Source organism: Alteromonas confluentis (genome assembly GCF_001757105.1).
Taxonomy (GTDB): domain Bacteria; phylum Pseudomonadota; class Gammaproteobacteria; order Enterobacterales; family Alteromonadaceae; genus Alteromonas; species Alteromonas confluentis.
The window spans coordinates 103,924-127,271 of record NZ_MDHN01000039.1; the positions used below are offsets into that span (position 1 = coordinate 103,924).

General features: G+C 47.5%; 17 protein-coding genes and 1 rRNA gene. 11 read left to right on the top strand and 7 right to left on the bottom strand.

The features are described from left to right. Positions 1-143 precede the first annotated feature (143 nt). The 3 genes from BFC18_RS16810 to BFC18_RS16820 all read left to right on the top strand — a co-directional run bounded on the left by BFC18_RS16810 (position 144) and on the right by BFC18_RS16820 (position 2,150). On the top strand, positions 144-719 hold the full coding sequence (locus tag BFC18_RS16810) for an LON peptidase substrate-binding domain-containing protein (protein ID WP_083273150.1): 576 nt from the start codon (positions 144-146) through the stop codon (positions 717-719). A 110-nt stretch (positions 720-829) separates the two neighbouring features. Continuing rightward, on the top strand, positions 830-1,441 hold the full coding sequence (locus tag BFC18_RS16815) for a sigma-70 family RNA polymerase sigma factor (protein WP_070126713.1): 612 nt from the start codon (positions 830-832) through the stop codon (positions 1,439-1,441). Continuing rightward, complete coding sequence (locus BFC18_RS16820; protein ID WP_070126714.1) at positions 1,434-2,150, top strand: ChrR family anti-sigma-E factor; 717 nt, start codon at positions 1,434-1,436, stop codon at positions 2,148-2,150. Before BFC18_RS16815 ends, BFC18_RS16820 begins: the two co-directional genes overlap by 8 nt. 107 nt (positions 2,151-2,257) lie before the next feature. Here BFC18_RS16820 and fucP read toward each other — a convergent pair whose 3' ends face one another. Further along, positions 2,258-3,586 carry an L-fucose:H+ symporter permease gene (fucP, locus tag BFC18_RS16825; protein WP_083273151.1) on the bottom strand — a complete coding sequence of 443 codons (1,329 nt, stop codon included), beginning with the start codon at positions 3,584-3,586 and terminating at the stop codon, positions 2,258-2,260. A 198-nt stretch (positions 3,587-3,784) separates the two neighbouring features. Here fucP and BFC18_RS16830 point away from each other — a divergent pair, with 198 nt between their 5' ends. The 3 genes from BFC18_RS16830 (at position 3,785) to BFC18_RS16840 (ending at position 7,456) form a co-directional block, all read left to right on the top strand. Further along, positions 3,785-4,984, top strand: a complete 1,200-nt coding sequence (locus tag BFC18_RS16830; RefSeq protein WP_070126715.1) for an ROK family transcriptional regulator — start codon at positions 3,785-3,787, stop codon at positions 4,982-4,984. Between the two features lie 119 nt (positions 4,985-5,103). After that, positions 5,104-6,444 (top strand): carbohydrate porin, encoded by a 1,341-nt coding sequence (locus BFC18_RS16835; protein ID WP_245680420.1) that lies wholly within the window; start codon positions 5,104-5,106, stop codon positions 6,442-6,444. A 58-nt stretch (positions 6,445-6,502) separates the two neighbouring features. Further along, on the top strand, positions 6,503-7,456 hold the full coding sequence (locus tag BFC18_RS16840; protein ID WP_245680421.1) for a carbohydrate kinase family protein: 954 nt from the start codon (positions 6,503-6,505) through the stop codon (positions 7,454-7,456). Positions 7,457-7,525: 69 nt separating this feature from the next. Here BFC18_RS16840 and BFC18_RS16845 read toward each other — a convergent pair whose 3' ends face one another. After that, on the bottom strand, positions 7,526-8,293 hold the full coding sequence (locus BFC18_RS16845) for an outer membrane protein assembly factor BamD (protein WP_070126717.1): 768 nt from the start codon (positions 8,291-8,293) through the stop codon (positions 7,526-7,528). A 168-nt stretch (positions 8,294-8,461) separates the two neighbouring features. Here BFC18_RS16845 and rluD point away from each other — a divergent pair, with 168 nt between their 5' ends. Further along, on the top strand, positions 8,462-9,445 hold the full coding sequence (gene rluD / locus BFC18_RS16850) for a 23S rRNA pseudouridine(1911/1915/1917) synthase RluD (RefSeq protein ID WP_070126718.1): 984 nt from the start codon (positions 8,462-8,464) through the stop codon (positions 9,443-9,445). Further along, positions 9,446-10,201: a peptidoglycan editing factor PgeF gene (pgeF, locus tag BFC18_RS16855; protein ID WP_070126719.1), complete on the top strand. Its 756-nt coding sequence runs from the start codon at positions 9,446-9,448 to the stop codon at positions 10,199-10,201. It begins immediately after the preceding gene. On the opposite strand, the gene BFC18_RS16860 is transcribed toward pgeF, so the two are convergent. The 3 genes from BFC18_RS16860 to BFC18_RS16870 all read right to left on the bottom strand — a co-directional run bounded on the left by BFC18_RS16860 (position 10,198) and on the right by BFC18_RS16870 (position 14,710). Then, positions 10,198-12,003 carry a sigma-54-dependent Fis family transcriptional regulator gene (locus BFC18_RS16860; protein ID WP_083273152.1) on the bottom strand — a complete coding sequence of 602 codons (1,806 nt, stop codon included), beginning with the start codon at positions 12,001-12,003 and terminating at the stop codon, positions 10,198-10,200. The two genes, pgeF and BFC18_RS16860, sit on opposite strands and share 4 nt — an antisense overlap. A 110-nt stretch (positions 12,004-12,113) precedes the next feature. Then, positions 12,114-13,235 (bottom strand): NAD(P)-dependent alcohol dehydrogenase, encoded by a 1,122-nt coding sequence (locus BFC18_RS16865; protein WP_070126720.1) that lies wholly within the window; start codon positions 13,233-13,235, stop codon positions 12,114-12,116. An 11-nt stretch (positions 13,236-13,246) separates the two neighbouring features. After that, positions 13,247-14,710 (bottom strand): benzaldehyde dehydrogenase, encoded by a 1,464-nt coding sequence (locus tag BFC18_RS16870; protein ID WP_070126721.1) that lies wholly within the window; start codon positions 14,708-14,710, stop codon positions 13,247-13,249. 355 nt (positions 14,711-15,065) lie between these two features. Here BFC18_RS16870 and clpB point away from each other — a divergent pair, with 355 nt between their 5' ends. Further along, complete coding sequence (gene clpB, locus BFC18_RS16875) at positions 15,066-17,636, top strand: ATP-dependent chaperone ClpB (RefSeq protein ID WP_070126722.1); 2,571 nt, start codon at positions 15,066-15,068, stop codon at positions 17,634-17,636. A 125-nt stretch (positions 17,637-17,761) separates the two neighbouring features. Here the strand turns inward: clpB and prsT are convergent, their stop codons facing one another. Beyond that, positions 17,762-20,572, bottom strand: a complete 2,811-nt coding sequence (gene prsT, locus BFC18_RS16880; protein WP_083273153.1) for an XrtA/PEP-CTERM system TPR-repeat protein PrsT — start codon at positions 20,570-20,572, stop codon at positions 17,762-17,764. 83 nt (positions 20,573-20,655) lie between these two features. Further along, positions 20,656-21,582, bottom strand: a complete 927-nt coding sequence (gene xdp1 / locus BFC18_RS16885) for an exosortase-dependent surface protein XDP1 (RefSeq protein WP_070126723.1) — start codon at positions 21,580-21,582, stop codon at positions 20,656-20,658. 326 nt (positions 21,583-21,908) lie between these two features. Here xdp1 and pssA point away from each other — a divergent pair, with 326 nt between their 5' ends. Together pssA and BFC18_RS16895 are read left to right on the top strand one after the other, a co-directional pair. Beyond that, positions 21,909-22,742 (top strand): CDP-diacylglycerol--serine O-phosphatidyltransferase, encoded by an 834-nt coding sequence (gene pssA / locus BFC18_RS16890; protein WP_070126724.1) that lies wholly within the window; start codon positions 21,909-21,911, stop codon positions 22,740-22,742. Positions 22,743-23,165: 423 nt separating this feature from the next. Further along, a 16S ribosomal RNA gene (locus BFC18_RS16895) occupies positions 23,166-23,348 on the top strand; the annotation flags it as partial.

The window sequence follows — 23,348 nt, forward strand, 5'->3', positions numbered from 1 at the left end:
AAAACGTCTTACTTGTATACCAAATTTACTGACGACAAGATCAGGAAGCGAGAATCTGCAGTCGAAAAACCTGTCGTTATCTTGCGATCCAAATTTATTTTTTGCCGTAATTATGATGAAGATAACATTAATATAAGTTGTGTATGGAGCTGCAAAACCTTCCTCTTTTTCCGCTTTCTGCCACTCTGCTTCCGCAGGGTCGTATGGCGCTGCGGATCTTTGAACCACGCTACATCCGCATGGTGAAAGAGGTCTGCGCGAGTAACGGAAAATTTGTAATTTGCATGCTAAATCAAGCCGGTGATAAAACGGCAAATACACATGTCTTTCCTATCGGTACGGTTGCCTCTGTGATCGACTTCGACATGCTCGAAGATGGGTTGCTTGGCATAAAGGTTGCTGGTGAGTACTGTGTAGAGGTTACTGACATGTCTACTGAACCCGATGGGTTGCGAGTTGGCAAGTGTCATGCATTACCAGAATGGAAGTGTGACTTAACACCTCAACAGATTTCACCTATGGACGAACGTTTAAAGGAGATCTTCGAGCGCTACACCGAGTTAGGCCAAATGTACGAGAAGCCGGAATTTAACGACCCGCTTTGGATAATGTACCGCTGGCTAGAGTTGCTCCCCGTAGACGCCAAACAGAAACAGTATTTTCTTGCTCAAAGAGATTGCGTCAAATTACAAAATTATTTGTCGGCGCTAGTGCAATAAGTGCCTTGTAATAATTACACGGTCAGTCTGAGCAAATCTTACATTTCTGTCATCTTCTTGAATTGTCTGTTCGTAGCGACTATTAACTTTATAGGATATGGACAATACTTATGTTAGTTGGAATTCCAGTGGAACAAAGTAACAGCGTAATTAAGCCGAAAGATTGTGCGGCAGAAATGTCAGACTACATTGTTAAAGTTGCAGAACAACGATGCAAAGCGTCGTTCGCAAGAGTTTTTGGCTATTTTGCCCCCCGTTTGCGTTCTTATGCGTTAAAGCAAATGGGAAATGAAGCCTTGGCAATGGAGATGGTGCAAGACACCATGTCGAATGTTTGGCAAAAAGCACATCTTTTTAATGCTGAGAAGGGAAGCCCTTCTACCTGGATTTTCACCATTGCACGTAACATTCGATTTGATATGCTCCGCAAGCTGCAGAATCGAAAAGAAGATATTTGTTCCGACGATTTATGGCCAGTACTTTGCGAACAAACGCCTGATGCTAATGAGCAGTCTCTTGACGAGCAGATTACGTTAGAGCAGATTGGATTTATGTTCGAAGACTTACCGCTGAAGCAAAAATCGGTTATTGAAGCTATTTACATCGATGGCAAGTCGCAGCAAGAAGTAGCAGATGAACTTCATATTCCATTAGGCACTGTGAAGTCCCGCACGCGGTTAGCGCTGCAACGCCTTAAAGGCATGTTACAGGATCATGATTAAGTATCACCCAGAACAATCCCAACTAACACAATTTGTTCAAGGAAATATTTCTCCCGCCGAGGCATTAATCGTCTCGGCGCATTGCGATCTGTGTCATAGATGCCGCCAATTCGTACAGCACAAAACCCAACTCATTGCTGCTGAAGTGTTTGATACTCCGCAGCCGAAAGATTCACTGGAAAACTACGGCGCAATGCTCGCCGCAATAACCCAACTTCCAGCATCTGAGACAGCCCCAGCTGCGCCGGATAACAAACTCAATCTGTCGACTCCAGAGCCTATCGCCACTTTTACGTTGGTGAAAACACTTGAGCTCGACGGGCACCAATTTACTTTACCTCCCACGCTTCAGCGAATTGCAGCGAAAACAGGTAACTGGTCGGGACTTGTAGGTCGATTATGGCAAGCCCCTGTAGAGCTAAATTATCCTGGTGTGGCGAATTTTATTTACATGGGGCGGGGCGGCAGTGTTCCTGAGCACACACATCGTGGTGTGGAATATACGCTGGTACTTGATGGTGAATTTAATGACGGGATTAACAACTATCGTACCGGTGATTTCGTCGTAATGACCGACGACAATACCCATGCTCCTCATTCTGAGCATCGAGAGGGATGTTTGGTATTTACGTTACTGGATGAACCCCTTCATTTCACTTCTGGCATTGCACGGCTGCTGAATCCTTTCAGTCATTTGTTCTTTCGATAAACGTTTATTATTCAGCTGAACGGGTAGTCGAACAATAAAAAAGGCCAGCAATATTTGCTGACCCTCTTGATAGTTAAACTTCTTCGCGTTTTCAATTACGCTTTCAATCATTTACTCGACAAGGGTGTCGCAGTGCGCTCTTCGGCTGAAGCTGTTTGGTCGTGCTTATATTCACGTGTTTTGATATCAAATAATCCATAACCGCCAACCACTAAGAAGCACAGTGCCGGCACAATGTATGAAACTACTACACCATTAGCATCGATAAGTGCTGCCTGGAATAATGGCAGAATCGCACCGCCCAGAATTGCCATAACGAGGCCAGCCGCACCTAGTTTCGTGTCGTCTCCCAGTCCGTCCAGGGCAATGCCATAAATGGTTGGAAACATGAGTGACAAACACGCAGAGATAGACACCAAAGCGAGTATGCCAACAAAGCCTGGGGTTTGTGTCATTACAATACATAGCGCCGCAGCAACCAGTGACATGATCATAAGCAGTCTTGCGGGGTAGAGGTACTGCATAACCCAGGTCATTACAAAGCGGGAAATCAGAAATACAATCATGCTGTATTGTAGGATTTGCCCACCATCTACTTCATTACCGCCTGTCGCCGCCATGGCGTATTGAATGGTAAACGTCCAAACACAGGTCTGCGCGCCTACATTGAAAAACTGCGCCAGCACACCGAAGCGGTAGTGACGGTTTGCCAGAAGTCGCTTGAAAGATGCACCCAAGTGAATGTTTTCACTCTTCTGTTCAGTTGATTCATTAACCGGTGTTTTAATGTAAGCTATAGCAATCCACACTATCACTAGTACGCAAGCCATACCCACATACGGCAGCATAACAGCATCAAGCTCGGCACCGATCACCGATTTCAGTTCAGCCGCAGACATTGCCGCGCGCTCTTCTGCGGATGCCTGATTGAGATTCGGCAAAATAAGGGTGGCAGCCAGAAACACGCCAAGGTTGGTGCCTACCGGGTTAAAAGCCTGTGCAAGGTTCAAACGGCGCGTTGCACTTCTTTCACAGCCCATGGCCATGACATAAGGGTTGGCCGAGGTTTCCAGAATCGATAAGCCGCCAGCCAGAACGAACAAAGCGAGCAGGAAAAAGCCATACGTCATGGTTTGACTAGCAGGATAAAACAGAAAAGCACCGGCAGCGGCACAACCCAATCCGGTGAGCACGCCCGTTTTGTAAGAGAATCGTTTGTTAATGAATGCGGCGGGAATGGCCAGGCAGAAGTAAGCACCGTAGTAGGCGAATTGGACCAATGCTGACTGCAAAGACGACATAGTGAAAATTTTACTGAACACCTTTACCAGCGGATCTGTCATGTTCGCAGCAACGCCCCAGGCGGCAAAACAGATGGTAAGCAAAATAAAAGGGAGCAGAGTATCTTTTGAAACCAATGGTGCACGTTTTTGCACTTCATGCCTCTCAATGTAAAATTTTAGTTAAGCGATTTAAACAACAATTTTTTTCAGTGTCAATAAATCAACATAATTTATTTAATCTGTTTTCTTTTGATCTAGGCCGGGTGTTAGCGGTTGTCTAACTAATACTGGGCATCAGGTGTTTGACGGTCTACTATAGGCTGTTGATTTAATGTAAATAAGAGTGTTGTCATGCCGAATTCAGCCCATCAGGAATCCAATGCCACGTCAGCCGTATGGCAGCAAAGCACGAAAGCTAAAGGGCAGTCAGGCCTAAGAGCTTTAAATGAGCGGCGCATTCTTACCCTCATCCGACATCATCAGCAGTTACCGAAAGCGCAAATAGCAAAAGAAACCGGATTATCAGCCCAGGCCGCCACTGTCATTATTAATCGGCTGGAAGAAGATGGCTTGCTACAGCGAGGTGAGCCACACCGGGGCAAGCGCGGCCAGCCTAGCGTGCCGTTTTATTTACGCGCCAATGGGGCCTTTGGTCTAGGGTTGAAAATTGGCCGTCGTAGTATGCAGATTTCACTCATTGATTTTTGTGGCAACGTGCGTGCTTCACTCTGTGAGCATTGGCAATATCCGTGTGTAGAAGCCATGGAACGGTTCGCATCAAGAGGTCTAAAGGCCATTTTGTCTACACTGGACGAAGACGAAGTTGGCCGGGTTAGCGGGGTTGGCATTGCTATGCCCTTTGAAATTTGGCGTTGGAGCGAACAGGCGGGTGCGCCGGCCGATAAGCTCGCGAAGTGGAAAGGGTACGACGTACTGGCGGCAATCCAATCGATTGTCGATTTACCGGTTTATCTTTGCAACGACGATACTGCAGCCTGTGCCGCAGAGCTTTGGTTTGGACAGCACCGGCAGCTCAACGACTACCTTTACTGTTTCGTTGGGACTTTCATTGGTGGCGGCATGGTGCTAAACCGGCAACTGCATGTAGGCCGAAGCGGTAATGGTGGAGCGGTAGGTTCCTTACCTTTTACCTATGCCGGTAACAGCAAGCAGCTACTTGATGTAGCATCGATTTATCTGCTTGAAAAGCAACTCGAAGAAGCCGGTGTGGATACCAGCTTTATGCACGGCCGTCAGCAAAACTGGCCTGAGGACCTTCCCGGTTTAGGTTGTTGGATAGCGTCGGTAGCTGAAGGGATTGTGCATGCAGCCATTAGTGCCCACGCCTTTTTGGATTTAGACGCCGTTGTTATAGAAGGGGCGTTGCCACTCTCCGTTAAGCAACAATTGCTGGCGCGATGTAAACATCACTACCAACAGGCTGACTTACGAGGCTTGTCTTCTCTGACATTCCTTCCCGGTACCGTAGGTGCTGAAGCACGCGCGCTCGGCTGTGCGAACCTGCCCTTACTTGCCCAATTTAGTTTGTAAACAATTAAGTAATAAAAGTTGATTTAATTTTTCACCTGCTTTACATTGCGCTTCCTGAACCTCTGTTAATACGGTGTAATCGAGTTGTGCCTACTGATTACACCCAGTTAGGACGCAATATGAGCAGAAAAAGCATTTCAACGAAGCCACGTCTGTACCAGGCGATGATGAATGTAATGCCAATGATGGGTGTTGTTTCTTCTGGCATTTTGGCATTCAGCCTGGGTCATTCTTCCGTAGCCAAGGCCGCTGAAGACAGCATGGATTATATTCACTGGCAAGCAGCGTACACCGGGGAAGCGGCGGCCAATGTGAAAGGGGGGGAGCAACGCGGAAGTGCCTACGCCGGGCAACTTTTCCTTGGCGCAGATTTCGATATGGAAAAGGCCGTCGACTGGAAAGATACCCAAATCCATGTTGCGCTGACGAATCGTCATGGCCAGAACCTGGCGCAAAACTACATTGGTAATAGTACCTCGGTGCAGGAAATTTACGGTGGACAAAGCTCCCGTTTAGCCCGGTTAACCATTGAAAAGACATTCTTTGATGGTCAGCTTCAGGTAGAAGCGGGCAGGACTGTGGCGAACATCAGTTTCCTTGGCTCATCGTTATGCCAATATTTTCAGACCAACGCAGCCTGCGGTAATCCAACCTTCGTTTTTCGTACCAGTAACTTTACCTGGTGGCCGGTTTCGAGTTGGGGAGGACATGCCCAGTACAACATCAATGACAAGATGTATTTTCATGCTGGTGTGTACGAAGAGAATACCGTACATCAGCGACCAGGCGATCATGGTTTTGACTGGCGCACGTCAGGATCAACCGGGGTAATAGTGCCATTGACGCTGGGTTACAGAACCAGTTGGGAAAATGATAATTATCCACGGCAGTATGAGATAGGTGGTTGGTACGATGGCGCTGACTATACCGATCCTGCTCGCGACAGCAATGGTGATTATGCCGCAGTAACGGCTGAAGACTATGCCACACGAAATGGTCGTTCAGGTGCTTTTATGCGTTTTGAACAAACTGTGTTGCGGCCAAATTTGAATTCTCAACGTAGCGTTACCGTTTTTGGCGCGTTTCTGACTGGGCTTTCCGGTGAGCTAACGCAAGATTACTTTATCAAAGCTGGATTTGTTAAACATGGCACCTTTGCAGGACGGGACGAAGATACCATTGGGTTTGTGGTAACCCGTCAGCAGTACAGTGACGACGCCCTCGAAGATCAGGCGCTGCTAAGGATGTTGAACGGTGGCGTAGGAATGCCCGCGAGCAGTCAGACAATGATGGAGTTGAGCTACGGTATTCAGTTTAATGACCACATTCGAATTCAGCCAAACCTGCATTACATCATTAACCCCGATCAGTTTAATGAGCGGTCACGCGCTAAAGATTTACCTGATGCGTGGGTGGTGGGTTTACGACTGGACGTCGACCTGGCGGGTCTACTTTTTTAATATTAATCAGATGATTGTCTGAAACGTTAACGGGAGAGAGTACATGCAGGTATTGTGTATGGGGGAAGCATTAATCGACATGCTTGCAACCAAAGAGCAAAACGGCAGCGGCATGATTGAAAGTTTCCAAAAATTTGCCGGTGGTGCGCCGGCGAACGTCGCTGTGGCGGTAGCCAAGTTAGGTGGAGACAGCGCGCTTTTTGGAAAGTTAGGTAAAGATCAATTTGGACATTACTTACATCAAACGTTAACTGAACTTGGCGTCGATACCACATTCACGGCTTTTTCTGACAAAGGCAAAACGGCGCTGGCATTCGTAGGTCTTGATGATGAGGGTGAGCGTTCTTTCGATTTTTATATTGATAATGCCGCCCATACCGACTTAACCGAAGCTGATTTGGTATCCACGCTATTTGACCGCCCGCGAATAGTGAGTTTTTGCTCAGGGTCTTTCAGTACCTCTGCGCTACGACAGGTTACCGAAGCCGGACTCAAGCTATTTACTGATGCAGAAAGTGTACTTTGTTTGGATATTAATTACCGTCCGGCATTCTGGGATAACGTGGCATTGGCGCCAGAAGTTATCAGCGATGCGGCAGGCAAAGTAGACATGATAAAGGCGAGCCGGGAAGAACTTGTCGACTTGTATGGTGAAGGTCAGGTAGACAGTAAAATTCAGCAATGGCTAGACAGCGGTGTTTCATTGATTTTATTAACCAATGGCGCAAAACCTGTGTCGTTTTATACCCGGGACACAGATGGCACGTTTCCCGTTCCCGAGGCAGAGGTTGTTGACACTACCGCAGCCGGAGACGCTTTCGTCGGTGGATTCTTGTTTATGATGTCAAACGCTGTGGTAAACCGACATTCATTTGTGCAGTGGGCAGGAAACTTTGAACATATTCTAACAACACTGCGGTTTGCTACCCAATGCGGTGCTGTTGCTGTAGCACGTTATGGTGCGTTCGACGCGCTGCCTGACCAATCGCACATGAATGATTTCGTGCACTGATATTCATGTATAAAAAAAGCCGGATTACTTTAGAAAGTAATCCGGCTTTTTTGTATGTGGGCAGGGTGTTTAGCCAATAAAATCACTGTCTGGGAAATTCAGTTTCAGCGTTTTCATGGCGTTTTCTTTAAGCTCGGTTAGCCCTAACAGGTCGTAGCTGGAAACCATGATTTCAAGTGCTTCTTGCACCTGGTCGGTATTGGAGTAATTTTCCAGTACATAGCGGCCACGATTCGCAGCGGCAACATAAGCTTCACGGCGCATATAAAAACGGGCGATAGCAATTTCATATTTCGCCAAACGTTGTTTAATGAACATCATGCGCTTTTTGGCATCAACGGCGTATTTGCTGTCAGGATATTGCAGAATCAAACGGCGAAAATCTTCAAACGCTTCTCGTGCTTTTGTTGGATCGCGGTCTGAACGGTCGATTTGCATCATCTCTTGAAACAGGTTGGCGTCTGATTCCATGTTGGTTAGCCCACGCATATAGTAGGCGTAGTCAACATCAGAGTGATTAGGGTTCAAACGGATGAAGCGATCGATAGTCGCCAACGTCTCGTCAATTTTTCCTGACTTGTAGTAGCTGTAAATCAGATCAAGTTGCACCTGATTAGACAAAGGACCAAACGGATAACGTGAATCCAGTTCGCTGAGGGTGGTCGCGGCTTGCCCAAAGTTACCTACTGACATGCTGCGTTTCGCATGGTCGTACATTTGCTGAGAGCCCATGTTGGCCAGTCTCGCGCGTTCTTCTGAATCGTCAGATGAGCTACAGCCCGTCACGCTAATCATGACGCCCACTACCAGTGGCATCATTAATCGAATTGGTTTCATATCTGTTGTCTATTCCTGCTTAACCGACTGATACGTCTATTACTGCATTTAGTAAGAGGCATTCTAGCGCACTCGAATACGCAAACTCCACACAAAAACCGGAAACTTTCCGATTTAACCTGCGCAAGAGTTGGTATAATGCGTTTTTTGTAACAGCGAAAGAGTTATATGACCCAGTCTGATAATACCGTCAAACTTGAGGCTAACACTGAATCACGTCATTTTGGTCTGAGGTTAGATCAGGTTTTGGCTGATTTGTTCCCTGAATATTCACGGTCAAAGCTAAAAAATTGGATTCTGGATGGCAATGTCACGGTAGATGGTGACGTTTTAACCACACCACGTCAAAAAATGTGTGGTGATGAATTTATTCAGGTTAAAGCTGAAATGGAAGTGCAGACCGCCAGCCTGCCACAGAAAATAGATTTAAACATTGTTTATGAAGATGATTCGATTTTAATCATTAATAAGCCCGCTGATCTGGTGGTTCACCCTGGTGCGGGCAACCAGGATGGTACTTTGCTGAATGCCTTGTTGGCGCATGTGCCTGGTATCGATGTTGTTCCCCGTGCGGGCATCGTGCATCGTTTGGATAAAGATACCACCGGATTAATGGTGGTGGCGAAGACAGTACCGGCGCAAACGCATTTGGTAAATCAACTTCAAGACCGGGTGATGAGCCGGGAATATGAAGCGTTGGCATACGGCACCATGGTTGCGGGTGGTATTGTTGATCAGCCTATTGGCAGACATGCAACGAAACGAACGTTAATGGCCGTTCGTGAAACCGGTAAGCCGGCAGTAACCCACTATCGTGTAATTGAAAAATTTCGCGCGCACACGCATCTACGCCTGAAACTGGAAACCGGCCGTACGCACCAGATCCGCGTGCACATGGCGCACCTTAAGCATCCGTTGGTAGGCGATACGGCGTATGGTGGCAGAACACGTTTGCCAAAAGGCGCGACAGAAGAGTGCGTTGAAGTATTACGCGCTTTCCCTCGTCAGGCGCTTCACGCAGCACAGTTATCGCTGTTTCATCCTGAGACCGACGAATGGATGACCTGGCAGGCGCCGCTTCCTGATGACATGGTTCAGCTGATTGCCACTGTACGGGAAGACACCAAAATTAAAGGCATGGACGACTATTAATTGTTATCGCTGATTGTTCCAGACTGGCCAGCGCCATCAAATGTCTTTGCCTATACCTCGACCCGACAGGGAGGGGAAAGCACCGGTGTCTACGCTGGATGCAACGTGGGCCTACATGTTGGTGATAATGCCAGCCACGTGCTTGCTAACCGTGCGGGCTTGCCGGAATCTGATAGGTTGGTATGGCTCAATCAAGTACATGGCAACACGGTTGTAGTATTGGATGCCACATCCCTCGCACTTGAGACCGGTGCCACTGAGGCGGATGCGTCACTCAGTCGAACGCCAGATGTTGCCTGTGCAATCATGACTGCTGATTGTGTTCCCGTTTTGCTTACTAACAAAGCGGGAACAGAAGTCGCAGCGGTTCATGCTGGCTGGCAAGGTTTGGACAGTCAGATAATTGCTGAAACCGTTAAACGCTTGCATGCCTGCAGTCAGGATTTACTCGCCTGGATTGGTCCTGCTATCAGTCAGGCGTGTTATGAAGTGCCCGATTCCCTTGCAAGTCGATTTGCCCAATACGACGGTGTAATTAAGCCTGCGGGCGTCGACGGAAAGTCCTTACTTGATTTGGCCGGCATAGCTGCGAAACAATTAGCGGCTTGTGGCGTAGAGCATGTAGTGAACTCAGGTTTATGCACTTATCGCGACGAAACACGGTTTTTTTCTCACCGCCGTGCAACCCATCAACACCATCAAACCACTGGCAGAATGGTCTCTGTTATTGGTATGAGAGCCATAGAACCGAGTTAATTTTCTCGCTTTTTATATAAGGTTGTGCGGGATATTCCCAGTTCACGCGCCGCCGCAGTGAGATTACCATGATGCCGCTGCACCGCCGCCTCAATGGCATTTTTCTCAATATCAGCCAACGTTAGCGGCTCTACTTCCTGAGGCTGGGCGTCGAATTCGACAAAATGCTCAGGTCTTAGCGCTTTCTTACCATCAGCAATTACCGTGGCTAGATGAATGGTTTGTCTCAATTGTCTAATGTTGCCCGGCCAGGGCTGATTGATCAGCCACTGCATGGCATCTTCAGTAATTTCAGTGTGGTTGAACGATGCCACGATGGTCGTGATCAATCGGCGTAAATCCTGACGAAGATGCAGTGGCGGCAACTTTACCTGCATACCTTTCAGGCGATAATACAAGTCTTCGCGGAACATCTGCTTTGCCACCATGGCCGGTAAATCTCTGTGGGTAGCGCAAATAATGCGTATTGATAGCGGACGAATCATTGAGCTGCCGATGCGGGTGATTTGTCGCTCTTGTAAAAACCGGAGTAAGCGGGTTTGTAGTCGAAGTGGCATGTCACCGATTTCATCAAGAAGTAGAGTGCCACCATCCGCGTCTTCCAATTTTCCTCTCGCCCCTCCTTTTTTAGCGCCGGTAAAACTGCCTTCTTCGTAACCGAACAATTCCGATTCAATTAAGTTTTCGGGCATCGCTGAACAGTTAATTGCAATAAAGGGCGAGTCAGCATCAATAGTATCGTGTAGTGCTTTGGCGAAGACTTCTTTACCCGTACCGGTTTCGCCGGTAATCATAATGGGAATATCGGCTTTGCACGCTTTTACCGCAATCCCGAACTGTTTTTCGATGGCTGGTTCGGTACTCACACTTACCGGCACATAGCTTTGTTGCTGGGCATGTCTAAATGTGGTGACACCAGCAGCAAGATTGCGCACATAGATGTAGGTGCCATCGGGTAAAGCGCGCTTTTCGGTTCTGGCACCAAGGTTTTTCAGGCTGCTCTGATTAAACGGTAATGACCGAGAGGAAATGCGCAGTTGTAGCAATTGTCTTGCAGAGTGACTGGCGGCCACAAAATTGCCGTCTGCTGACAAAGCAACTAAACCTTGAAAAGGTGTGTTCAAGAATGTGGGAGAAGACTGAATACTGAAAATATCACAGCCTGCATAGTGATCGGTAAATAACTGGTTTTCTATTGCCATTGCTGATAAGCGCAGCTGTTCGAACACAACCTGGGTATTACGCTCGCCGATCCCCGTCATATCGAGGGCACCGGCAAGTTGATTGTCAGGGCCGAAAACCGGCACCGATACACAGAAAAAACGGTCAAATTCCTTCAGATAATGCTGTGGGCCGGTGAAGACAAAAGCCCTCTTTTCCCGCAAAGTGCATGCTGGCGCCGTGGTACCGATATCCGCTTCCTGTACACGTACACCTGTCTTGAGCATGTTAAGCGGCGGGGTCTCGGCATTGGTTTTGCTCCGCACTATCACCGCGTCACTATTTACACAGAAAAGACACCAATCTTCACCACCGAACACGTCCCATAAACGGTCGATTTCCGGTTGGGCGGTGGCTGCTAAGTGTTCATCGGTTTCTGACAGTGGGTAGTCGTCATTTACCCGGTTTACTAACCGGCTTTCCCAAGGGTGTAAACCCGCATCCCGGGAGCGCTGCCATGAACGGGCTACCGCATCCGGTAACAGATTCTCTGGAAGAGGGTGCCCCAATAATAACTGGCGCCTTGCATCATCCAGCAAATCGGGATTTATCAGAAGTTCTTGATCATTATTATTGAACACGGCAACACCTCTACCACTTTATCTGGTGCCGATGTTATCACAATGTAAAATTGACAGTTGGCTATTGATAGCAGGAAGGAGTGATTTCACCCCTTCCTGTGGCGGCAAGGTTACAGTTCGCCAATTTTGATGATGGGCTTCAAGGTTATGCCTTTTTCGCTATCTTCAGCAGCCTGATTGATATCGCCAAATTCGTAGAATTTAACTAATTTATCGAAGGGAAAGCGGCCTTGATTAAACAATTCTACAAGTTGTGGAATGAAGGTTTTTGGGGTGGAATCACCTTCAACGATACCGCGAATCGATTTACCGCCGAGCAGCACATCATTTACGTCAAAGGTAGCATCGGTTCCTAATGCTGGCGCACCGACTACACCGATAGTGCCCATCAGCCCAAGTGCATCAATCCCTTGTCTTAATACCGCAGGGCGGCCGGTTGACTCAAGGGCAAAGTCGGCGCCACCACCGGTAATTTCTTTTACCCGTTCAACCACGTCTTCGTCTTTGCTGTTAATAACATGGGTTGCACCTAGTTCCTTTGCCAGTTCGAGGCGGGATTCCACCACATCGGTTGCAATAATCGTGGTGGCGCCGGCAACCCGTGCCGTCATCACTGATGATAAGCCTACTGCACCTGAACCATAAGACACAAAACTGCTACCCGGCGTGACTTTCAGTGAATTAATTACCGCACCAGCACCGGTTTGAATACCGCAACCTAGGGGACCTAGCAGCTCCAGCTTGGCATCTTTACTGACCTTGATGGCGTTACTTTCTAAACTCAGTGCATAGGTAGCAAAGGACGACTGGGCAAAGAAATGATCGTGCAGCGGCTTACCATTGGCATCTTGAATAGCGGTTTCGCCATCTGTTCCTACGCCACTGAAGTTGCGAGGATAGAATTCCTGGCAATAGGTGGCATGACCGTGGTTACAGGGTTTACAATGTGTGCAGTAACCGAAAGTGAGTACCACGTGGTCGCCCACCTGAAGGTCTTTAACCAGCGGGCCCACCGCCGTAATCACCCCGGAACCCTCGTGGCCTAAAACCGCAGGAAGAGGGACGGGATAGTATTGATCACGCACAATCATATCAGTGTGGCACATACCGGTTGCCACTATTTTAACCAATACTTCATCGTCTTTCGGTGCACGGATTTGCGCCTCTTCTAATTCAAAAGGGGCGCCTTTGGCGCGAGTCACTGCCGCGCGAATTTGCGTAATTTCAGACATTATCTTGTTCCTTATAATGGATAGCGAGGGGCTTCAGATTGGATAGTCAGCCATTGCCATTGGGTGAATTCTTCCCAATTAGCAGCGCCGCCCACACTGGTGCCGTTGCCGGATGCCCCGGTTCCACCAAATGGATTAACCACCTCGTCATTGACAGTCTGATCATTGATATGAAGCAGACCCGTGTTGAGTTGCTGACTTAAGTCGAGCGCCCGCCCTACGTTGGTCGCGATGATACCCGCTGATAAGCCATACTCGGTTTGATTTGCCAGTTGCGCTGCTTCCTCATCGGTATCGAACGGAATAACAACGGCAACCGGACCAAAAATTTCTTCATTAAATGCCGGACTTTCCAGCGTCACACCGCTGAGCACTGTCGGCTGGTAAAACAAACCGGAATAATCGCCGCCAGCCTCTATTTTGGCGCCACCTTCTACTGCCGCTTTGAGAATTCGGCTAATGTTATCGCGCTGTTGCTCATTAATGATTGGGCCAAGTGCGACCTGCTCGGTGGCAGGGTCTCCCACTGGCAGTTGCTTGGCTTTTTCTGCCAGCTTACTGATAAACGCCTGATAGATTTTACGCTGCACAAGAATGCGGCCGGTAGACATACAAATTTGCCCCTGATGTAACCAGGCGCCCCAGGTCGCGTTCGCGATAGCAAGATCGATTTCGGCATCGTCTAGAATAATCAGAGAGTTCTTTCCACCCAGCTCCAGCGACACTTTTTTGAGATGGCGGCTGGCAGCTTCGCCTACTTTTTTACCCGCGTTGGTCGAGCCGGTAAACTGAATCATCGCTATATCCGGGTGCTCGGTTAATGTGGCACCGGCCGCGCCATCACCCGGCAACATATGCAGTATTCCTTCAGGTAATCCGGCTAATTCGAACACCCGAGCGATGGTAACGCCGCCACACACGGCAGTTCGGGGATCAGGTTTGAGCACAACTGCATTGCCCACTGCAAGCGCCGGAGCAACCGCACGAATGGCCAGATACAGTGGAAAGTTAAATGGCGAGATAACGCCTACCACACCCAAAGGTTTACGACGGGCAATACTAATTTTACCCGGCGCGGCAGGTAATACTTCTCCTTGGCTTTTTGACGGCAAGGCTGCGCTTTCGTTTAGTACTTTTATACTGAGTGAAACTTCAAATTCGGCCTTTGCCCTAATCGAACCGCTTTCGCGGATCAACACATCGGTGATGTCGTTAAAGTGCTCTTGCATCACCTGAGCGGCTTTGCGCAGTACCGCAGCTCGCTCTTCAAAATGGGTGGCAGACCAGACGGGGAACGCTTTTTTCGCTGCAGTACAGCTTTGGCTCACATCTTCTGGACTCGCCATGGCGATTTGTCCAAGTTCTTTTCCAGACGCAGGTTCAGTCACAATAACCGGCTTGGCCGAACCAGATACCCATTTGCCGGTAAAGAGTTTTTCCTGCCAAATCGCATTGGCAATGAATGATTCTGTCATTACAACCTCTTTCGCTTAGGCTCACAGAGCCAGTGAATGATTCATCGGTGTCGATGTACATCTTATTAACAGCATCACCTGTGCCAGCCGCTGTTTTCGGGCAATAGGTATCGAAAATGTCCATATAGTGAACAATATGATTGTCTGGCATGTTCATAACCTGAACGCTGTGCGCGAAACTTGAGAGCCGTTTGTAAATTTTTCGATTGTGGAAAGAAAGATCGAAATGACCCACTAAAAAGATTGACTGACATCAATGAGTGGATAGGTTCATCACTAATTTTTTGCGTAATGAACTTGAATAGCATGTGTGCGATACCTATTTAAATAGCACTACGTTTGCAGGGGGCTTTTCATGCGATTAGATAGATTTACCAGTAAGTTTCAACTAGCGATATCCGACGCACAGTCATTGGCACTGGGTCGCGATCATCAGTTTATTGAGCCCGTGCACCTGATGACAGCCATGCTGAATCAACAGGGCGGCTCTGTGCGCCCGCTTCTCGATCAGGCCCACGTTAATGTGAATGCATTACGTTCTTCTTTGGCCGAAGCTATCGAGCGTCTTCCCCGCGTTGAAGGGATTGGCGGCGATGTGCAGCTAAGCAAAGAAAGCGGCATTTTGCTAAACCTGTGTGACAAAATTGCGCAGCAGAGAAAAGATGAATACATCACGTCAGAAATCTTTGTACTGGCAGCGTTAGACGACAAAGGCAAGCTTGGCGAATTGTTGCGAAGTTTAAACATCACCCGCGACCAGCTGGAAAGCGCCATCGACAAAATGCGTGGCGGTCAGAAAGTGACAGATCCGAATGCCGAAGATGTTCGTCAGGCACTGGAGAAATACACTACCGATCTGACAGAGCGGGCAGAGCAGGGCAAGCTCGACCCGGTAATTGGCCGTGATGATGAAATTCGCCGCACCGTGCAGGTGCTGCAGCGCCGTACCAAAAATAACCCGGTATTGATTGGTGAGCCTGGTGTAGGTAAAACCGCCATTGTTGAAGGCTTAGCACAGCGTATTATTAACGGTGAAGTGCCCGAAGGTCTGAAAGACAAGCGTGTGCTGTCGCTGGATATGGGCGCGCTGGTGGCCGGCGCGAAGTACCGTGGTGAATTTGAAGAACGGTTGAAGGCAGTTCTGAATGAACTGGCCAAAGAAGAGGGCCGTGTCATTTTGTTTATTGATGAGCTCCATACCATGGTCGGCGCCGGTAAAGGCGAGGGCGCAATGGATGCGGGTAACATGCTCAAGCCCGCACTGGCCCGTGGTGAACTTCACTGCGTGGGCGCTACTACGCTGGATGAATACCGCCAGTATATTGAAAAGGATGCCGCTCTTGAGCGCCGTTTCCAAAAGGTGCTGGTGGATGAGCCAAGCGTTGAGGATACCATTGCTATTCTGCGTGGTTTGAAAGAACGCTATGAACTCCATCACTCGGTAGATATTACCGATCCGGCCATTGTCGCGGCGGCTACGTTGTCGCATCGTTACATTAGTGACCGTCAGTTGCCTGACAAAGCTATTGATTTAATTGATGAAGCGGCTTCAAGCATACGTTTGCAAATCGACTCTAAGCCTGAAGAAATGGACAGATTGGAACGTCGTATTATTCAGCTTAAGTTGGAAGAGCAGGCGCTGGCAAAAGAAACCGACGACGCCAGTCATAAACGACTTGAAATGATCGAGTTGGAACGTGAGCAGGCAGAAACTAAATTTGGCGATCTGGATAAAATATGGCGTGAAGAAAAAGACGCCATGCAGGGCACGCAGTCTATCAAGACTGAACTAGAGCAGGCAAAACTGGATTTGGAAATTGCCCGTCGTGCCTCTGATCTAAACCGCATGTCCGAATTGCAATATGGCCGTATTCCCGAGCTTGAAATGAAGCTGGAAAAGGCGGCAGAGAATGAGACGCGCGAAACGCTGTTGCTGAAGAATAAGGTGACCGATGTGGAAATAGCCGATGTGCTTTCACGTTGGACCGGTATTCCGGTAGCCAAAATGCTTGAGGGTGAGCGTGACAAACTGCTGCGTATGGAAGATGTTCTCCATACACGCATTGTGGGCCAGACTGAGGCGGTAAGTGCCGTTTCAAATGCGATCCGCCGGTCTCGGGCCGGTCTTGCCGATCCAAATCGACCCATTGGTTCGTTCCTGTTCCTCGGCCCGACGGGGGTCGGTAAAACAGAGCTTTCTAAAGCGTTGGCCGGCTTCCTGTTCGATACTGAAGAAGCGTTGGTGCGCATTGATATGTCGGAGTTTATGGAGAAGCACTCTGTGTCCCGACTAGTCGGTGCGCCTCCGGGTTATGTGGGATATGAAGAAGGCGGTTATCTGACAGAAGCGGTCAGACGTAAGCCTTACTCTGTGATCCTGCTGGATGAGGTGGAAAAAGCCCATCCGGATGTGTTTAACATTCTGCTTCAGGTACTGGATGATGGCCGCCTTACCGACGGTCAGGGACGTACGGTCGACTTTAAGAACACCGTTGTGATCATGACGTCGAACTTAGGTTCTGATGTTATTCAGGATACCCATGATGACAGTCAATACGACGAAATGAAGCAGCGTGTGATGGGCGTAGTGAGTCAGCATTTCAGACCGGAATTCATTAACCGGGTGGATGATCTCGTCGTGTTCCATCCGCTGGGCAAAGAGCAGATTAAATCGATAGCCAAAATCCAGCTTGCCTCCTTACGTCAGCGCTTAATTGAAAAAGGTTACAAACTGGAATTGTCTGGTGCCGCAATGGACAAATTGGCGGATGCCGGTTTCGACCCGGTATATGGCGCTCGCCCGCTCAAGCGCGCTATTCAGACGCAAATCGAGAACCCTTTAGCGCAACAGTTATTGTCTGGTGTGTTAATGCCTGAGTCGACTATTCGCATCGAGGTGCGGGATGATGAGTTAATTATCGTCTAAGTGTTCTTAGGCTGAGTTAACCAGGCTATTTGGGTTCGCTCAAACGTGGTCAGCGTGTCGCATAAAACAAAAAAAAGCCGTGGTACTGAGAAGTACCACGGCTTTTTATTCATAGCGGTTGTATTTTAGTTTATCGCCAGCATCTTCTTGGCATCAGTTTTACCATTGAAATCGAATTCGGAATTCGCCGCTAACTCAAGGTGTTCGGCAGCTTCCCCTTGTCGACCCATTTTCGTAAGGGTATAGCCAAGGTGATAGCGTAATTTCGGATTCGTTGCATGACGGCTAAACGCGCGGCGAAGCATTTCCAGACTTTCAGCGTATTTTCCTTCTTGCGCGAGTACCCAACCATACGTATCTAAAATCTCGGGGTCGGCAGCGTTTAATTCAAATGCCTCTTTAATCCAGATACTTGCTTGCTGAGTGTTGGTTTCGGCAGTCATCTCAGCAAGGCGGTTCAGTACCTTAGATTTATTAAGCACATTAGGTAACTTGACCAACTGAGCGTAAATCGGTACCGATTTCTCAAACTCACCCGCGTTGTAAAAGTACTGGGCGAGAAGGTTTGCTGGTAACAAATATTGTGGATGCTCTTTCATCAGCTTCGAGGCAATAGGCACGAAACCTTTAGGGTAATCGTTGCGCTCTGCCATTTTGTAAGCGGCGATAAGTGGTTGCGCGTAAACCGGTGCAAGGTCCAGTGAGCGGCCGTATGCTTGCGCTGCTCTATCAAAACTCTGGCGGCTTTCAGCTAACAAACCCGCGACATACCAGAATTCAGGATTATTCTGATTTTGGTCGATTCTAGATGAAATAGTACCCGCGGCATCTGACACTTTACCCATTGCTATTTGCAGCTTTGCAGTATGCAGGGCCAGGCTATTGTCGTAAGGCGAAATTTCACGCGCTTTCAGGAAGCTTTCTAGCGCCTCTCCTGGACGACCAAGCTTAATGAGAATATTGCCGTAACGTTGAAGATACTTCGCACTGTTCTGGATACCGTCGCGGGCTAGCACAATAGCTTGCTCAGCGTCATCGTTGCGGCCCATGCCCGTCAGAATGTCAGCTTTCTGAAGTAGATAGGCAGGGTTATCAAAGTCTTCCTTAAGCAGTTTCTCAAGTTGGTACAGCGCATCATTCATGTTGCCTTTGCCAGCGCTAATTTGAACCAGTTTCACCCGAGCCTCTTCATTACGAGGGTGAAGGGCTAATACGTCGTTGTAAATAGCGATCGCATTTTCCATATCGCCGAGGAGCAGTAAGTTCTGCGCTTTGAGCAATTTTGAAGGAACATGTCGAGGCACTTGGGCGATCAGTTCGTCCAAAGTAGTGAGAGATTCAGCAACACGGCCTGTCTTTGCGTCTACCGATGCAAGGTTGAAGCGAGCAGAGAAGCTACTTTTATTCAGCTCAAGTGCTTTGTTAAGCAGTGCGCGGGCCTTATCGTATTCTTCTTGCTGCATGAACAGACTGGCTTTTAGGTTATAGACATCTGCCTTGTCTGGAAATATATCGATAAGTGCGTCTGCACTCTTGTGGGCGTCATCATAAAAACCATAACGCATCTTCATGGACGTATAGGTAAACAGATAAGTCGGGTTTAGCTGTTGGCTTTCATAGTTTTTCTCAAGCAGTGCCAACGCTTCTTCACGCTGCCCGCGCACAGTCATCAACTTAATTTTGAACAGCTCCAATTGCAGCGTTCGGGGATATTCTTGTTCAAGAAGACGCACTAAACTGTCAGCACGAAAACTCTTATTCTGATCGATGAGCAAGTCACCAAGTAAGAGTGCTGCGTTAAGGTCTTGCATTAGCAGTGTTTGTTTCTTCTCAAGTAAACTCAATGCGAGTTTAGGACGCTGCGTGGCGATATAGGCTTTCGCTAGCAGTTTGATTGCCTGTAAGTCGTCTGGCGTTTTATTCAAATAGCGCTCAAAGTCACCCACTGCTTTTTCAATATTGCCGTTAAAGTAGGCAGTGAGGCCGCTGATATAAATCAGTAGAGGTTGTGACTCAACCACGTCAGGAGACAGTTCTGACAGGGTATTGCTGAGCTTCTGCATTTCTGTGTTACTAGAACGTACCGTTTGCTCCTGAGTCATCAGCCAGTTATTGAGGAGAATGGCAAGTGGGTCATCTGGCGTACGTGACATGATTTCATCAACGTATTTGCGCGCACTTTCGAAGTCGTCACGTGCAATATAAATGTTTACCAGGTTACGTAATGCAATGGGGTCGTCTGCGCTGATATCCAATGCATGTTTAAAGTCTGTAATTGCGCCATCAACATCACCTTTCCGGTAAGTAAGCTGACCCATCAGACGCCACAATATAGCGTTGTCTTCATTAATAGACTTAGATTGGTTTAAGTAGTCTTCAGCTTTTTTCAGATCGTCGGCTCGCATGGCAATGGCGGCCAGGCCGGTAAAGGCATTCTCGTGATTAAACGGCATTGCCAGCATATCTTGATAAGCTTGACCTGCACATTTGTCATCATCTAGTTTGGTACAGGCTGTTGCCCGTATCTGTAGCCATGCAGATTTTTGCTTAGAACCAAGACGCTTGTAGTCTTGAAATTCAATAATGTCGTTGAAACGGTTCATGAATAACCAGGCGGTACCGAGAGGCTCAGCAACCAGGTTGAGGTCTGCCCCCATATCGATGGCTTCCTGAAATTCCAGTTCGGCTGCTCGAACATAGCCGTTTTGCAGTAGCAATCGACCCATCAGGATTTTCGCTGTCAGATTATCAGGGTCTTTTTTCAGGCTATTTTTTAAATGAACAAAGGATTCTTCGTAGCGCTTGTTGTTATAAGCATCCAAAGCCTGCTCGTAGTCTTCAAAAGTTGTTGCCGACGCAGAAGTGAACGTTACCAAACCAATGGCACCGAAGAGCGCGTTTCTTACTAATGAAGTTAAAATCCGTTGTTTATTCATATCACACCTGAATTTGAGTGAATTAAAAAAGGTGGCATACGCCACCTTTCAAATACTAAGCCTGTAGAGCGTAATCGCTGAGATTATGCTTTACGCTTTCTACGCCACATGGCCAGTGCGCCACCCATGAATAACATTGCAAAAGTACCAGGTTCGGTTACTTCTGTTGGTGGGTTAGTTGGAGGAGTGTCTCCGCCTTTCGCATTGAAACCAATAGACGCTAACTTGAAGCCGTCGTTGAACATAGTATGCCCGATATCACCAAATACAGTGTTATACGCACCTATAATCCAGTATTGAGAATAAACACTTTCCATATCAACCATGGCCAGGTTAGTGTCGTCACAGTTCAGTACATCGAACGAGCCAACAGACATCGCGCTACCAGCGATATCTGACCAAGTGTTTGCACCAGACGTCAGCATTGATGTATCGCTAAGAGCCGCTACAGATACCTGAGTTTCAGTGTCTTTCCACAGCCAACTAAAAGTGGCACCTGTTACATTTACTTCTTCATCAAAAGAAATAAGGATGTAATCAAAGTCTGTTTCGTAATTAACGATTTTCTTACCGTCTTTACTAGCCCAGTACGCTTCCCATTCGTTATCTGCAGAGTGTTCAGGCGACTCATGGTAACTTTCATCGGCGTTAACAACGCCGTAGCCAGAACCGTATTGTGCTAAATCAGCCGCTTCTACGATGCCGTCACCATACATTTTGTAATCGCCGTAGTTGCCTTGTCTAACAAAGCCAGCTGTATCTGAATACGCTGATGCGTTAATAGTAACGCCATCTACTACTGCTCCAGAAATACCATCTGATACCAACTCATATTTCAGATCATCATCGAAATAATCAGCTGCATTACAACCTGAGCCGGTATTACCATCACTGCCACAACCACTGTGCCAATTACTGCCTTTACCGCCCCAAGTAGCATGGGCAGGAGCAGATGCAGCTGCAGCGGCAAGGACGAGTGTCGTCACTGACGCAATTTTACTTAATTTCATTTAAAAACCCCTTTTATACCTCGATTTCATACCTCAAAGACAACTCAGCACTAAATATGCCAACTTTTAAAGCTATGAATATATTAGGTTTTTTACGCCAAATTTTTAGGTTTGAAATAGCCTACGTAAAAAATACTGACATTGGCAAGATCTGCTAAAATCAGATTTTTCCCATTAAATACAGCTATTTATTGTAAGATTAAAAAACGTTTTTTAACGTATGCAGTCACATACTAAGTTATTCGGTGTGCTTTTGAATTTGAGCCGTGCGTGCACAATTGATGTATGAAATAATGTGCCAGTCAGCTTTAAACATAAGAGGGTGTATGACAGATACCAAACGGAAGGGCATTTATCTATTGCCTAATCTTCTTACCACAGCCGGATTATTTTCAGGCTTTTATGCAATTGTCGCTTCGATGAACGGTAGTTTCGAAGCCGCAGCGGTTGCAGTTTTTGTTGCTATGATTTTCGATGGCCTGGACGGTAGAGCTGCCAGAATGACGAATACACAAAGTGCCTTCGGCGCCGAGTATGACTCAATGGCTGATATGGTTTCTTTCGGTATAGCACCTGCATTGGTGGCTTATAACTGGGGATTAAGTGAATTAGGTAAATTTGGCTGGTTAGCTGCCTTCATCTATGTAGCAGGTGCAGCGTTACGTTTAGCAAGATTTAATACTCAGGTCGGTATTGCTGATAAACGGTTCTTTCAGGGGCTCGCGAGTCCAGCTGCCGCTGCCGTTGTATCTGGTTTAGTGTGGGTAGGCGTTGAATATGGTGCCAACGGCGATGATTACGGCGTTATCGTTGCCTTGGTAACAGGAGCTGCAGGTTTACTCATGGTAAGTAACTTTAAATACAATTCATTTAAGGAAGTGAATTGGAATGGAAAAGTGCCTTTCGTTGCCTTGCTTATTATTATGCTTATCTTTGTCGTTGTGGCGACCGAGCCTGCACTTGTTTTATTCCTGGTGTTTGCCTTGTACGCATTAGCAGGGCCGATCAATACATTTAGAACGGTAGATAAGATGACGCTTCATGATGTAGTAGGCGACCATGAAGAGAAAGATGCCGACTTTACGACTAATGAAGAATCAGTCTCGTCAGAGCAGGAAAGCGTTAATAGCGACAACAACAATAATAAGAAACCCGAATAGCACTGAAAACAGTACAATTTGATAGTTTATTATGATGATTGAACAAAAAGCGACCGAACAGGTCGCTTTTTTCATTTTTATGACAGAAAGGGGTTGACGAAAAACCTCTGGAGCGTAGAATGCGCACCACTTCGACGGGGAACGTCAAACGGACCGCGAAGAAGTCGTTATAGGAAGTTATCTTAACCTCAAATGACGGTTTTCAGCGAAAACAACTTGCGAAATAAACTTTCAAAAAGATGTTGACACTGAAAACGAAGCGCGTAGAATGCGCGTCCCGCTTCGGGGTAAAGCTTCGAAGCAGCTAAGCAAGGCTTTTAATAAGCACTTAGCATTGTTCTTTAAAAATGTATAACAAGACAATCTGTGTGGGCACTCGTTAAGAGTGTCAACCGACGATTCATAAAAGTTTTTCGATATATTTAATTGAAGAGTTTGATCATGGCTCAGATTGAACGCTGGCGGCAGGCCTAACACATGCAAGTCGAACGGTAGCAGGATGTGCTTGCACATCGCTGACGAGTGGCGGACGGGTGAGTAATGCTTGGGAACTTGCCTTTGCGAGGGGGATAACAGTTGGAAACGACTGCTAATACCGCATAATGT

What these genes read in the sequence shown, in the direction of transcription:
- BFC18_RS16810 (WP_083273150.1), top strand. Translation starts at nt 144, where the DNA reads ATGGAGCTGCAAAACCTTCCTCTTTTTCCGCTTTCTGCCACTCTGCTT.
- BFC18_RS16815 (WP_070126713.1), top strand. Translation starts at nt 830, where the DNA reads ATGTTAGTTGGAATTCCAGTGGAACAAAGTAACAGCGTAATTAAGCCG.
- BFC18_RS16820 (WP_070126714.1), top strand. Translation starts at nt 1,434, where the DNA reads ATGATTAAGTATCACCCAGAACAATCCCAACTAACACAATTTGTTCAA.
- BFC18_RS16830 (WP_070126715.1), top strand. Translation starts at nt 3,785, where the DNA reads ATGCCGAATTCAGCCCATCAGGAATCCAATGCCACGTCAGCCGTATGG.
- BFC18_RS16835 (WP_245680420.1), top strand. Translation starts at nt 5,104, where the DNA reads ATGAGCAGAAAAAGCATTTCAACGAAGCCACGTCTGTACCAGGCGATG.
- BFC18_RS16840 (WP_245680421.1), top strand. Translation starts at nt 6,503, where the DNA reads ATGGGGGAAGCATTAATCGACATGCTTGCAACCAAAGAGCAAAACGGC.
- BFC18_RS16845 (WP_070126717.1), bottom strand. Translation starts at nt 8,293, where the DNA reads ATGAAACCAATTCGATTAATGATGCCACTGGTAGTGGGCGTCATGATT.
- rluD (WP_070126718.1), top strand. Translation starts at nt 8,462, where the DNA reads ATGACCCAGTCTGATAATACCGTCAAACTTGAGGCTAACACTGAATCA.
- BFC18_RS16865 (WP_070126720.1), bottom strand. Translation starts at nt 13,235, where the DNA reads ATGTCTGAAATTACGCAAATTCGCGCGGCAGTGACTCGCGCCAAAGGC.
- BFC18_RS16870 (WP_070126721.1), bottom strand. Translation starts at nt 14,710, where the DNA reads ATGACAGAATCATTCATTGCCAATGCGATTTGGCAGGAAAAACTCTTT.
- clpB (WP_070126722.1), top strand. Translation starts at nt 15,066, where the DNA reads ATGCGATTAGATAGATTTACCAGTAAGTTTCAACTAGCGATATCCGAC.
- prsT (WP_083273153.1), bottom strand. Translation starts at nt 20,572, where the DNA reads ATGAATAAACAACGGATTTTAACTTCATTAGTAAGAAACGCGCTCTTC.
- xdp1 (WP_070126723.1), bottom strand. Translation starts at nt 21,582, where the DNA reads ATGAAATTAAGTAAAATTGCGTCAGTGACGACACTCGTCCTTGCCGCT.
- pssA (WP_070126724.1), top strand. Translation starts at nt 21,909, where the DNA reads ATGACAGATACCAAACGGAAGGGCATTTATCTATTGCCTAATCTTCTT.